13 protein-coding genes are annotated in these 12,625 nt (G+C 48.2%); 6 read left to right on the top strand and 7 right to left on the bottom strand.

The features are described 5' to 3' along the window. Nucleotides 1–19 precede the first annotated feature (19 nt). From HZ996_08105 to HZ996_08090, 4 genes are read right to left on the bottom strand one after another with little or no spacing between them, the layout of a single operon-like run. On the bottom strand, nucleotides 20–1,270 hold the full coding sequence (locus HZ996_08105; protein ID QTN39098.1) for a membrane dipeptidase: 1,251 nt from the start codon (nucleotides 1,268–1,270) through the stop codon (nucleotides 20–22). Nucleotides 1,271–1,280: 10 nt separating this feature from the next. Further along, complete coding sequence (locus HZ996_08100; protein ID QTN39097.1) at nucleotides 1,281–2,570, bottom strand: hypothetical protein; 1,290 nt, start codon at nucleotides 2,568–2,570, stop codon at nucleotides 1,281–1,283. Nucleotides 2,571–2,616: 46 nt separating this feature from the next. After that, complete coding sequence (gene holA, locus HZ996_08095; protein ID QTN39096.1) at nucleotides 2,617–3,621, bottom strand: DNA polymerase III subunit delta; 1,005 nt, start codon at nucleotides 3,619–3,621, stop codon at nucleotides 2,617–2,619. After that, entirely contained in the window at nucleotides 3,621–4,391 is a 771-nt protein-coding gene (locus tag HZ996_08090) for an AMP nucleosidase (protein QTN39095.1), read from the bottom strand. Before HZ996_08090 ends, holA begins: the two co-directional genes overlap by 1 nt. Before the next feature lie 17 nt (nucleotides 4,392–4,408). On the opposite strand from HZ996_08090, the gene HZ996_08085 reads away from it, so the two are divergent. Further along, nucleotides 4,409–4,855 (top strand): type I restriction enzyme HsdR N-terminal domain-containing protein, encoded by a 447-nt coding sequence (locus HZ996_08085; GenBank protein ID QTN39094.1) that lies wholly within the window; start codon nucleotides 4,409–4,411, stop codon nucleotides 4,853–4,855. On the opposite strand, the gene HZ996_08080 is transcribed toward HZ996_08085, so the two are convergent. Beyond that, nucleotides 4,830–6,071: a 4-hydroxy-3-methylbut-2-enyl diphosphate reductase gene (locus tag HZ996_08080; protein QTN39093.1), complete on the bottom strand. Its 1,242-nt coding sequence runs from the start codon at nucleotides 6,069–6,071 to the stop codon at nucleotides 4,830–4,832. The genes HZ996_08085 and HZ996_08080 overlap by 26 nt on opposite strands. Nucleotides 6,072–6,104: 33 nt before the next feature. Then, nucleotides 6,105–6,881: a carboxypeptidase-like regulatory domain-containing protein gene (locus HZ996_08075; GenBank protein QTN39092.1), complete on the bottom strand. Its 777-nt coding sequence runs from the start codon at nucleotides 6,879–6,881 to the stop codon at nucleotides 6,105–6,107. 206 nt (nucleotides 6,882–7,087) lie between these two features. Between HZ996_08075 and HZ996_08070 the strand changes: the two genes are divergently transcribed. The 5 genes from HZ996_08070 to msrA all read left to right on the top strand — a co-directional run bounded on the left by HZ996_08070 (nucleotide 7,088) and on the right by msrA (nucleotide 11,194). Next, on the top strand, nucleotides 7,088–7,612 hold the full coding sequence (locus HZ996_08070; GenBank protein ID QTN39091.1) for a hypothetical protein: 525 nt from the start codon (nucleotides 7,088–7,090) through the stop codon (nucleotides 7,610–7,612). A gap of 56 nt (nucleotides 7,613–7,668) precedes the next feature. Continuing rightward, nucleotides 7,669–8,130, top strand: coding sequence for a hypothetical protein (locus HZ996_08065; GenBank protein ID QTN39090.1), 462 nt, complete (start codon nucleotides 7,669–7,671; stop codon nucleotides 8,128–8,130). Between the two features lie 49 nt (nucleotides 8,131–8,179). Continuing rightward, nucleotides 8,180–9,865: an energy-dependent translational throttle protein EttA gene (gene ettA / locus HZ996_08060; protein ID QTN39089.1), complete on the top strand. Its 1,686-nt coding sequence runs from the start codon at nucleotides 8,180–8,182 to the stop codon at nucleotides 9,863–9,865. 38 nt (nucleotides 9,866–9,903) lie between these two features. After that, a complete protein-coding gene (locus HZ996_08055; protein QTN39088.1) occupies nucleotides 9,904–10,419 on the top strand; it encodes a hypothetical protein in 516 nt (171 codons plus the stop codon). A 97-nt stretch (nucleotides 10,420–10,516) separates the two neighbouring features. After that, entirely contained in the window at nucleotides 10,517–11,194 is a 678-nt protein-coding gene (gene msrA, locus HZ996_08050; protein QTN39087.1) for a peptide-methionine (S)-S-oxide reductase MsrA, read from the top strand. On the opposite strand, the gene HZ996_08045 is transcribed toward msrA, so the two are convergent. Further along, complete coding sequence (locus HZ996_08045; protein ID QTN39086.1) at nucleotides 11,191–12,612, bottom strand: LruC domain-containing protein; 1,422 nt, start codon at nucleotides 12,610–12,612, stop codon at nucleotides 11,191–11,193. The genes msrA and HZ996_08045 overlap by 4 nt on opposite strands. Between the last annotated feature and the right edge of the window lie 13 nt (nucleotides 12,613–12,625).

Raw genomic sequence — 12,625 nt, 5'->3', positions numbered from 1 at the left:
TTGGCCTGCCCTTCACGCTCTATCGCTGGAGGTATTTCTGGCGCTGTTCGCGCACGAACTCCTCACGCTCACGAGCGTCAACAGGGTCATTTTCCGGAGCAAAACCTTCCCAAACCTCTCTGTATACCCGCATTTTGTTTCCTCCGTAGATTTTGGCAAGGTCCTCATTGGTGTAGCCCCGGCTCCAAAGCTCATCCGTTACTGCTGCCAGAATTTTTGCCAATTCACCACAACCAGAAGCTCCTTTATTGAATGCGTCGACCATGTATCCTCCATCATTGTACATGGTTGGATTTGCCGCAACAAAGTCCATAGTGGGTTTTGTAGTAAACATATCGTCCGAAGCTATCCCTACATGGTCTACTCCAACCAATTGGACGTAGTAATCGATCATGTCTGCACACTGTTGAGGGGTAATGTCGTCGGGCCATATACCATCCATCATCCATTCCGTAAAAGTGGGAGATACGTATCCGCCAGACTTAACAACACGGAGGGCCTCTTCATCCGAGATATTTCGATAACACCCACGTTCCGTGGCCTTTGGCTCATTTTTGTATAAACCTGCCGGTACTGAATGAGTAAAGACATACGGAACATTAGGATATCGTTCGTCCATATAGTCCATAATGCCCATGGTCATTTTTGGACCTAAATGACTAAGATCCACGATTATACCATGTTTCACCATTTCGTCAACGATGGCCAATCCCCATGGAGTAACGCCTGTATTATTCCCGTTAAACTCTGCTAAGCAACCAGAACCCGCTCGAAATAAGTCATTGTACGAAAGGATCATGCTCGAAATCCCCATCTCTTTGAGGGTCGCGACCTTTTTGAGGTCTCCATTCAAAATTGTGGAAGTCTGTGAGTTCCAAATGACCGCTGTAGTGTTTCCACGAATATGAGCGGCCTCAATATCTCGAATACTACGCACGTAAATGTACTTTTCCGGATCTTGCGCCATTGTCGACTTCCATTTCTGGTGCTCCGCTTCAAATTGCTCCCAGGTGTGGCTTGCCGCAGCTAAGGTCATGCTGTGTCCCGTAATGCCTGCTGCACGAGAACGATTTAAATAGTCGTGAAAGGTCTGATCTTCCAACCAACCAGCACCATAGGGGCTGGCAAAAAAGCCAATCACAATAGTCTCTTCGACAAAGTCCTTAGCCTTTTGAGAGGCATCCCAGGTTTTACTTTCCTCACCTGGCCGTGGTTCGTGTGCCTGTGCCGCAAAAGTAAAAGCCGTGAGTAGAATCCAAATCTTTTTCATAGTTCTGGTTTTAAAGTCTCGCTCTTCCTCGAATCGCAAAATACAAGAGTGAGCGCTCTGTTGGATTAAGTGTGGGGTTTATGATAAACTGCGTACTTGGTGTAATTTCCAAGCGGGCACTTATATTTATACGGTAAAAGACTTCAGCCGTAAATTGGTCGTCCACATCGGGAATATTCGGTTGATTCCAACTCGCCGCAATCCCCAGAATATCATGGTACCTGAAGCGCCAGCCATGACCCACTTGTACGTCTGCCGAGTAAAAGTTATTCTCTCCTACCCCATTGCTGAAACCGAAACGCACAAAGGGCACATAGCGTTCCTGGAAAAACCAATGGGCAGAAAAAGCCACTCCTTGACCACGTGAAATAACGGCACCATTCTGAACAGCCGTGTATTCGGGTGAGGTGTAGTAGGTCAGCGATATCTTTTTGAAATACCGCTCTTCGTAGGATGGTACCCAGCCAACTTCCCCATTGAATTGAAACAAACCATCTTGCCAATACTCGCCCAAATCTAAGAAATCTCCGTCTTGAAACTGATCGCCGTAAACGTCCACAATACCGGCCATAACGTACCAGTGATCGGTCAAGCGATAGCTCGCCACTGCTCCAAAGCCCTGATTTCCCCAATTCATACTTCCTGAAACGGACGATCCAAAACCCATGAAATGTCGCCAAGGAATGATTAGACCGTGAAAATTGAAGTAATTGGTCAAATCCACCTTTCCGAGGACAATACCCAATCGCTCATTAAAAAAATTCTGTTGCCAGTTGAGCTCTAGAATACGAAAGGTGTAGTCGTTAAATCCTGTGGCCGGCAAACCGTAATATCCAGACTCCGTTAATCCATGAAACATCGGAACGGGGCCATCCGGACCCGCGTAGGTGTGACGGGAATTGGCTTTGATGAAAAGCGTCCCTCGATTTTTACCCGTTTTACGCCCCACCAAATTCCAACCGAGCTGAAGATCCAAAATACCGCTCCCGACACCTGCTTGACGATCTTCATCAATTGTCTTTGTCGAATAGATGTATGCACTCGTATAAAACGCGTTGAACTGCAAGCCGTATTTGTCGTTGAGGGACTTTTTAAAGTCGTAGTAAGGCTTGAGTACCTCCCCGTTGTAACGATACTGAAAGGTGATTGCGTTGTTCTCCTCTTCCAGTTGCCGGCCAATAGATTTTGGGCCACCCATAGGGTCCGTGTTCTGAAAAGCTTTTGCCGTATCCTTTTGCGCCACAATAATCTGCGGCTGGCATACTAGTGCAAAAAGCACCATCATTATTCTGTTGGTCATGTAGTCAGGTTCGGTTACCCGAATTTAAGAATTCCATGAGATAACTCTAGTGGAGCACCTTGAACACGAGCTCCCGAAGTAAATCATGCGGAGCAGTACTGACATTTCCCACGCCTTTGGAGCGCACATCTGCTTCACGCAGATAACCGATGACACGTGCAGACTTCCTCAACGAATAGCGCTGAGCCGCCTGTTGATATTGAGCAACGAAATAAGGATTCACTTTTAACGCGCTGGCCACGGCGCCTCGGCTTCGGTCTTTAAGGCTGTGGTATATGAGTAGCTTGCTGAAGAAGTTATAAAGTACTCCCAAGGTGACGACTATGGGATGATGGCTTGGATCAGCGGCGAAATAGTCAATGATTCGATTTGACTTCTCGATATCGCCAGCTCCGAGTGCATTTTGGAGCTCGAAATTGTTGTAGTCTTTACTTATGCCAATATTCACTTCAATGAACTGAGGAGTGATTTCTGCTCCAGGTTTGAGCAGAATGGAGAGCTTCTCCAACTCCTTGGCTATCTTACCCAAGTCGTTTCCTAAGAACTCAACGAGCAGAGCCGCCGCCTTAAAGGAAATGGTGAAGCCCAATTGGTGCACGCGCTGTTCAACCCATCCCGGGACTTTATCGTCGTACATCTTCTTCGACTCCATGACCATAGCTTCACTTTTGGTCAACTTCTTGAAGAGTGCTTTGCGTTTGTCGAAACTCTTGTACTTGTGAGCAATGATGAGAATCGTCGTGGGCTGAGGCTGCTCAACGTAGTGCTCCAGAGCATCCCACTTTCTCAGATGCTGTGCTTCCTTTAAGATGACCACTTGCCTTTCGGCCATCATTGGAAACCTCTTGGCCTCTGAAACCACAGTATCAATATCCGTCTCCTTGCCGTAAAGAATCGTTTGATTGAAACTGCGTTCGCTTTCTTCAAGAGCGTTTTCCTCAATGAAATGCACCACCTCATCAATAAAGAAAGGCTCTTCACCCATCAAGAAATAAATGGGTGCATACTTACCCGCTTTCAGATCGTGAACGAGTTGATTGAATTGATCCATCAATAGCGAAGGTGTTTCACCGTTAAACCCTCATTGCGGATTTCGTTGAGCGCATCTATGCCAATTTGAACGTGATCGCGAACAAAGGATCCCGTTACTTTTTTATCGCTCTCTTCTGTTTTGACCCCTTGCGGAATCATGGGCTGATCGCTCACCAACAGCAGCGCACCGGTCGGAATCTCGTTGTAAAAGCCAACGCTGAAAAGAGTGGCAGTTTCCATATCAATGGCCATAGCCCGAGTTAAGCGCAAGTATTCCTTGAAATCTGAATCGTGCTCCCATACTCGTCTATTCGTCGTGTAAACCGTACCGGTCCAGTAATCTCGGCTGTGATTTCGAATAGTTGTGGATACCGCTTTTTGAAGGCTAAATGCCGGAAGGGCCGGAACTTCCGGTGGGAAAAAGTCATTCGACGTTCCTTCACCCCGAATAGCCGCCAAGGGAAGAATCAGATCGCCGAGTTCATTTTTCTTTTTAAGACCGCCGCATTTACCCAAGAAAAGGACAGCCTTTGGGTCAATCGCTCCCAGTAAGTCCATCATGGTTGCCGCGTTTGGCGAGCCCATTCCAAAATTGATCATGGTTATACCATCAGCTGTGGCGCTTGGCATGGCCTTGTCCAGTCCGCGAACTTCGGCCCCTTGCATTTCAGCGAATAGGTCTACGTAGTTGTCGAAGTTGGTGAGTAGGATATACTTACCGAAGTCCTCCAAAGCAAGACCAGTATACCTCGGCAACCAATTGGCAATAATGTCTTCTTTATTCTTCATAGTTCTACCTTTACTCCATGCAGGAATTGAACTTACCGACGTATCCCTTCAAAATCCGAAAGCACACAGATGGCACAATGGAGATTTTGGACCCCGTCCGGAACAAATATATCATATTGACCCCGGAAGAATGGGTACGCCAGCACTTTGTTCAGTTCATGATTTCTGAAGGCGGCTTACCTGCAGGAAGAATTGCTATTGAATATTCCATTGAACTCAATCGCATGGCTCGACGGTGCGATGCTGTTTATTTCAACCAAGAGGGAAAACCACAGCTCATTGTGGAGTGTAAGCGACCAACAGTAGCCATCACTCAGGAAACATTTGATCAGATTGCTCGATACAACTTGGTTCTTCAAGTCCCCTACTTAGCCGTCACGAACGGTCTTGAGCATTACTACTGTACCCTGGACCACGAAGAAAAACGCTATCGCTTTCTCAGGAATTTTCCGGACTTGAAGTAATCTCAGTGACAACGGCCTCTGGATCACGATGGCCTGGATAGTATTCCAAAATGCGCATCATCACTCGGTCCACGATGGCATCCGGACAACTTGCCCCGCTCGTCAGGATAATCTCAGGCACCTCATCGACGTTCGGCAGGAAGGAGTCACTGTGAACACGCTCTTTCTTGTGCAGGTCAAAGTGATGAATGCTCTGCGCTCCCTCAATCTCCTGTTCTGAGTTGACAAAAAAGGTCGGTAGCTTTTCTTCACAAAGCTCGACCAAGTGGCTGGTATTCGAACTGTTGTACCCTCCCACTACAACGGCAATATCCGCAGAGTGCTCCAGCAGTCCGTATGTACTCTCTTGATTATCATTGGTGGCATAACACAGGGTGTCCCGAGTATCGGCAACGTGATCCCGAATATTTTCTTCACCGTACTTCTCAAGTGAAATAGCCTTCAAATAGTCCGTTATGGCCTGTGTTTCGGTCGCCAACATGGTCGTTTGATTGATGACCCCAAATCGACCAAGGTGCTTGGCTGGGTCAAAATCCGAGCTAAACCGCCCTTCAAAAAAGGAATAGAAGTCTTCCAACGGACGGTCTCCCCGCATGATGGCTCCCAGAACCTTGGCTTCATCCATATCCTTGATCACCAATGCAGGAGATTTGGCACTGGTATGACTAAAGGTGGCCCGCGTCTCTTCATGCCTGTGCTTCCCGTGAATAATGAGGGAGTACTCTTGCTCACTGAGCTTATCGGCCCGTTTCCAAACTCGAGTCACAAAGGGGCAAGTGGTATCGTAGGTGGCGGTTTCGATTCCCTTCTCCTTGAGGAGCGCTTCAATCTCCAAGGTGGTCCCAAAGGCAGGAACAATAACCACATCGTCCTTTCCTATTTCATCCCAAGAGATGAGTTGATTTCCAAGTGTATCTTGAATGAATCGCAAGCCGTGACTTTCCAAGTCCGCGTTGACCTCCTGATTGTGAATCATTTGGCTCAATAAAAAGATCCGCTTACCCGGATTCTCCTCGATGGCTCGGTACGAAATCTCAATGGCATTTTCTACCCCATAACAGAACCCAAAATGACGGGCGATCACAAAGCGCACCGTCCCAAAGTCCAGAATGGTCGGCGTGAAATCCTTCTTTCGTGGGTCTGTAATCTTCCGGGCTTCCTTAATGGGCCCGATGATGGGCGACCGGTAAAACGTGGGGATATCGAAACTCTTCATTTGCTTTTTGAAACCGCCCTACAGGCCGATGGTTCAGTAATCGACGTAATCGAGCTCTTTCCGCGCCTGATCACGTTCGTAGGCTCTATAATAATCCAGAATAGCCATGTAAAACTCGTAATCCGAAGCAGTGAACACAAATTCAAAACTGAACCGGCATTTGCGCATGAACCTGATCAGGTCATCCCCTTCCAAGCCCGTTAAGGCATTCACAACTCTAGGGGTAAACCGATACTCCAGGGCCGCCTCATACGCATCCTGACGCTCCAACTCTGCTAATTTGCGCAACTGTTTGGGGCGCTTTCCGAAGGTCTCGTACAAGAGATCAAAGGGACTGGCCCAAGTAGCCGCAATCTTCTCAGGGGCTTCCGTTCGAACCGGTTCTGGTTCTTCAACAAAGGCTCTAGCCGTTCGCTTCTTGTTCCGCTCCCACTCTAGAATCTTGTTCTTTAGTTTGTCATAGTTCCCCAGTTCTCCCACCTCTACTTCGCGAAGGACATATACTTTGGGAGAAAGGAGTGCCTGAACAAAGTGTTGCTTTGAGGTGACATGCCCGAAGGTCAAAGTATCCTTGACGTGATCTACGCTGGAGAGAATAATCGTATCAGTTCGGCGGACGCGCAGACTGAACTTTCCTTCTTTATTGGTGACGGTACCCGTTCGATCCCTGAGGTTAATGACGTTCACCAGGGTAAGCGGCTTGAATGTTTCGCGGCTCAGTACTTGACCTGAAAGCTCTATGGTCTCCATCTGGCCGTAGGCCAATGAAAACATCAAGAGAAACGCCAATACACTGAATACTTTTTTCACGATCACAAAGGTAAGAACGCCCTTTTGGCAATAAAAGCGCCAAGAACGGCAAATCCACCGAACCTTTTCTTAAAAACTGCAAATCGCGGGCCAGGTTCGCGGAAATCAATTGTGGCCGCGGGTGAGGATGGCGGAGTTTTGAGGCATCAAACCAAGTAAATCATCTCAAAATGAAATCCTTATGTACGCTAGCAATTTCCTTACTCATGTCCTTTGCGCTATTCGCACAATCTACAGAATCCGCTTTGCCTTTAGGCTCAACAGGTACACCCCAAGACACCATTGGGTTTGTGGAGTCTAATACCCACTACAAGTTGAAAGGGGCTCGACTCTACAAGAGCGTGGAAGACGGTAAGTTTCAATATTTCGAACCGGATGATGCGTTCTGGGGAGAACGCAGTGATCTCAAAGCCAAATACGAACTCGGACAAAATCAAATAGCCAAGGGAGGTTCCATCGCAATGGCAGGTCCCCTAGTAGGTTTAGGTTTAGTCGGAATCGGCACTCAAATTTCGGTCGATTACTACGGAATAACCAACGCCATTATTATTCTAGGCGGTGCTACGGTCTTTACATGGTCATTAATTGCTGGCCCTGTAAAAATGTCAAAAGGGAAAAAGCTGAAGCGCGAGGCCATTCTTGAAACAGGAGTACGACCAGTCAATATTCCAACTTCCGAATACCACTTTAACCTTAGCGCCAACGGCGTCGGATTTAGTCTCCAATTCTAACCGAAACACCTTATCTCATGAAGACTCTAACGACAACGCTACTACTCTTTACTCTAATGATATGGATCCCCTGTGTGGGTCAGAACAACAACAGATCGACCAACTACGCAATCAAAGGCTCTCACGTCGTTCGAACCGATCATTCAGGAGAAAATGTACGAGTCCCACTAGACGCTCGTTGGTGGCAAGAAGATCAAGAAGGCGAATCGGAATACCAACGCGGAACGACCAAAGCGATTTGGGGAGCTCGCCTACTCCTCTTTGGGCTACCCTTGGCCTTTGGATGCATTATCTTATCGTACATGCTCTGGTGGAATCATCTGTGGTGTTCCCGATGGGCGTGTTTTGCGGGAATGTTTACCCTTGTCAGCTCCCTGTCCGCTGGACCTACTTTACTGGTCCAAGGGAGCCTTCTTAAAAAGGAAGCATTGGCCCGCCATATCGAATGGCTGAAATCGGAGAAACAGAATCCAGAAATCATATTGATTCAGGATGGGTCTATTGAGCCAGAACTATGAATGATTGCCTCCGAATAATTCCGATATTGCTCGCCCAAATCCACAGGACATGAGCGACGATAAAAAGATCATCTTTTCGATGGTCAACGTGAGCAAAAGCTACACGAACAACAAGCAAGTACTTAAAGATATTTACCTCAGCTTCTTCTATGGAGCCAAGATTGGGATTCTCGGTCTCAACGGTTCTGGAAAATCTTCATTGCTGAAGATCATTGCCGGAGTAGACAAGAGCTACCAAGGAGAAGTTCACTTTTCAGACGGATACAGTGTAGGGTACCTTCCTCAAGAGCCTGAATTGGACGAGAACAAGACGGTCGAAGAAGTCGTCAAAGAAGGAATGAAGGAAATCGTCGATGTGCTTGCCGAATACGAGCAAGTGAATGAAGCCTTCATGGACCCTGCTGTTATGGAGGATCCAGACAAAATGCAAAAGCTCATTGATCGTCAGGCAGCGCTTCAAGATAAGATCGAGGCCGCAGGAGGATGGGAATTGGACCAGAAGCTGGGCCGAGCGATGGATGCATTGCGGACCCCAGAAGGCGATACGCCCATCAAGAACCTATCAGGTGGGGAGCGACGCCGAGTTGCCCTATGTCGTTTGTTGCTTCAAGAGCCAGATATTCTACTGCTCGATGAGCCGACGAACCACCTAGATGCCGAGTCCGTGGATTGGCTCGAGCAGCACTTGCAACGGTATGCGGGAACGGTCATTGCCGTGACGCACGACCGGTACTTCTTGGACAATGTCGCGGGATGGATTCTGGAGCTCGACCGCGGAGAAGGTATTCCATGGAAAGGAAACTACAGCAGCTGGCTGGATCAAAAGGCCAAGCGTCTAGAGCAAGAAGAAAAACAAGAAAGCAAACGCCGAAAGACCTTGGAGCGCGAGCTCGAGTGGGTGCGCATGAGCCCGAAAGGGCGCCAGGCTAAGAGCAAGGCGCGTTTGAGCAACTACGACAAACTGCTTGAAGAAGGCACTAAAGGAAAAGAAGAGAAACTGGAGATCTTCATTCCGCCCGGGCCTCGCCTCGGGAACAAAGTGATTGAGGCGAAAAACGTCAGTAAGGCCTTCGGGGACAAGCTGCTCTATGAAGACCTCAACTTCGTCCTTCCACCGGCAGGCATCGTGGGTATCATTGGACCAAACGGGGCAGGTAAATCGACCATTTTCCGCATGATTATGGGGCAACAAGATCCAGATGGCGGAAGCTTTGATATGGGCGAAACTGTGAAGATAGCCTATGTGGATCAGCAGCATGCCGTAGTCGATCCCGAGAAGAGTATTTGGGAAAATATCAGCGGCGGAAACGAAATCATCGAAGTCGGCGGTCGCAGCATCAACTCACGCGCCTATGTCAGTCGCTTCAACTTTAGCGGTTCCGATCAGAGCAAGAAGGTCGGTGTCTTGTCTGGTGGAGAGCGCAATCGCTTGCACTTGGCCATGACCCTTAAAGAAGAAGGAAACGTACTGCTGCTCGATGAGCCGACGAACGACTTGGACGTGAATACGTTGCGCGCCTTGGAAGAAGGTTTGGAGAACTTCGCCGGATGCGCGGTGGTCATCTCTCACGATCGCTGGTTCTTGGATCGAATCTGTACGCACATCTTGGCCTTTGAAGGCGATTCACAGGTGTACTACTTCGAAGGAAGCTACAGCGAGTACGAAGAGAACAAGAAAAAGCGTTTGGGTGATACCGGACCTAAACGAATCAAGTACAAGAAACTCGTCAAGTAATCAAAAGACTCGTCTTTCTTATCGGTCTTATTGTCCTGTTGGCCCCTAGAGCCATTCAGGCACAAGGCGGTGGCTCCAACACCACGGCCAATGTGCATGGCTGGAGCTACGTCTCCGGCGGAGTTGAACTTGGCGTGATGGGTTCAGTGCCCGGACTAAATATCCGCTATCACCACAAGGAACAATGGTCTTTAAGCGGCGGCGCCGGCTTTTATGGTGATGGGATTTCCCCCTACGGGCGGATGGGATATACCTTCAAGCGCAGTCAAAACTTCCGTAAGGGAAACCGGCGCAAACGTGGGTTCACGAGGTACTATTCACAAGCCTGGGTCGGGTATCGCCATTTCGTAGAAACAGACTGGCTCGACTTGGACGTTGAGCAAATCCCCGTTGGGGGAATGGTCTCAGCGGGCTTGGCTTGGGAATGGAAGCAGGAAAAGAAAAGCCGACGACTTTCCGTTGGCATTGGAGCCATGCTTGACAGTGACGACAACTACCTCCCCTTCTACCCCGAAATCAGTTATAGCTTCGACTGGCCGTTCGTGGTTCGATAGCGTTAACAAACATTAACAATCCTAGGCTGTTCTTTGTCTGCAAGACGACCACGCATCGTGCCGTGAGGCACTACTTTTGGTGGTAAATAAGATAGATATGAAGAAATGGACCAGCATATTGAGCGCCCTTGTTATGAGCCTTGTGGCTTGTGGACGGACCAGTGGGCCCAAAGAACCAATTTTTAGCAATATAGAACCCTTGGAGGAAGCAGATATGAATGATCAAAGTGGCATTTTAGAGACCGCGACTTTGGGAGCGGGATGTTTTTGGTGTGTAGAAGCCGTTTTTCAACGCCTAGAAGGAGTTGAGAGTGTGCGAAGTGGATATAGTGGTGGTGAGGTGAAGAATCCGACTTATCGCGAGGTGACCACAGGGCGAACCGGTCATGCGGAAGTGATCCAATTGACCTACGACCCAACGGTGATCACCTTTGATGAGATTTTGGAAATCTTCTGGCAAACCCACGATCCGACCACGATGAATCGCCAAGGAGCTGACGTCGGTACTCAATACCGAAGCGCAGTGTTTTACCACAATGAAGAGCAGCGTTCAAAAGCGGAGTACTACAAGCAACAGCTTAATTCAGAAGGCGTATTCCCCAACCCTATCGTAACGGAAATCACGGAATTTGACTCCTTCTACCCAGCCGAAGACTATCACCAGGACTATTACAACCTAAACGGGTCTCAACCGTACTGCACGTACGTTATTGATCCCAAGGTTGAGAAATTGAAAAAGGTCTTTGCCGATAAGCTTAAAGAAGAGTACCGTTAATCGTAGATGTTCGAATCATCTCGATAGCCAGACTTGGCTTTATACCAATCCGTAAACTGCTCACCATCAGACTGACACCAAGTCGGAAACTTGAGGTGGGCAGTTACTATATCTGCCTTTTCTACGGGGTAATCGAAGTATTCCGGGATGTCTACGGCCCAACAGAAATCGTCAACACTCCGGTAGTAACGACCATTTGAGGGGTTTGTATCGTCATTTCCGGTTCCAAACAAATTTGGATCGGCTAAATCGGTTGGTGGCATATTCGCCATGTGAATTTCCTGCCCGCGATTTAAGTCCGCGAAGATGAAGGGATTGTACGGCGGGGAACCCAAGAAATAATCAGGATTCAATGGCTGAGATAAGTCTATGGTAATCAAGACTGTATCGGATACTCCCGTGGGGTTTCCGGGTATGGTATTGTAAAAAGAACCACCAGGACGATTGATGACGTTATTTACTTCATCAAAAACCACAATGACGGCTTTGCTCTGTCCTGGCTCCGTACCGTTCAGGTTGACTTGAGTAACCCCGCTCAAGATTTGATTGGTTACCGATTCAATCTGATTTGGGACGATATCGTCTAGTTGTATGGCGAAGGCATATTTCTTTGACCCTCCAACCGCTTGGACATAAAAGCCCCATACTAGGCGCGCCGCGTCGTTGTCCGCATTTGTGATGGTGTTCAGGCGATAAAGCACAACTAAGTCGTTGAAGTCGAAGTCTGCATACGAAGGCCATGAATCTTCGAAGGCCAAAGCTCCAACCTCATCCTCTCCTGGATAGTAGTTGTTGTAGGCGAGTTCGGGATCGTCGGGATAATCATCTTCGTCGTCACAAACTCCATCTCCATCGCGATCCGGACATTCTTCTTCCAAAAGCGGACAATTCCCATCTCCGGGATTGGCCGTAATATCCGCCGCGTAGGTTCCAGGAATGACAATGTCATCCAGTAATCCACGGCTGTTCCCACCGCCGCCGCTCAAAAACTCAAATTTGAATTGATAATTTCCGTCTAGTGTGAGATTAAAGGTCCCCGTTTGGTTGCCCATATTTACCGGTTGCGGCCCCCAAACCACCTGTTCAGCCTGATCCTCACCAATAGCTATGACCTGAATTCGAACATTACTGGTGCTATTGCTCGTCTTGTTAAAGAGAAAGGACACCTGCGTATTCGAGGAAACGTTGACCCAGGGTGAAACCACATTTGGAGTACCGTTCGGCTTCTTGAGATTATCGGTTCGCGCGCTATAGTTGCCTGATATGGAATTGGCTCCGCCGCTAGTATTGAGTCCGTTCATCTGCCAGCAATTGGCACGGACTTGATTGCGATTTCCTGATTCAAAATCCTGGCTCACTTGGGCTTGTAGTCCTACAAACGTGAAAAGAGTGAAGATGAAAACAATACCTTTCTTCATGAAATTTCGTTTG

This window comes from Cryomorphaceae bacterium (assembly GCA_017798125.1).
Taxonomy (GTDB): domain Bacteria; phylum Bacteroidota; class Bacteroidia; order Flavobacteriales; family ECT2AJA-044; genus ECT2AJA-044.
Note: the sequence above shows the minus strand (reverse complement) of the source record. Positions and strands in the feature narration are given on the sequence as shown.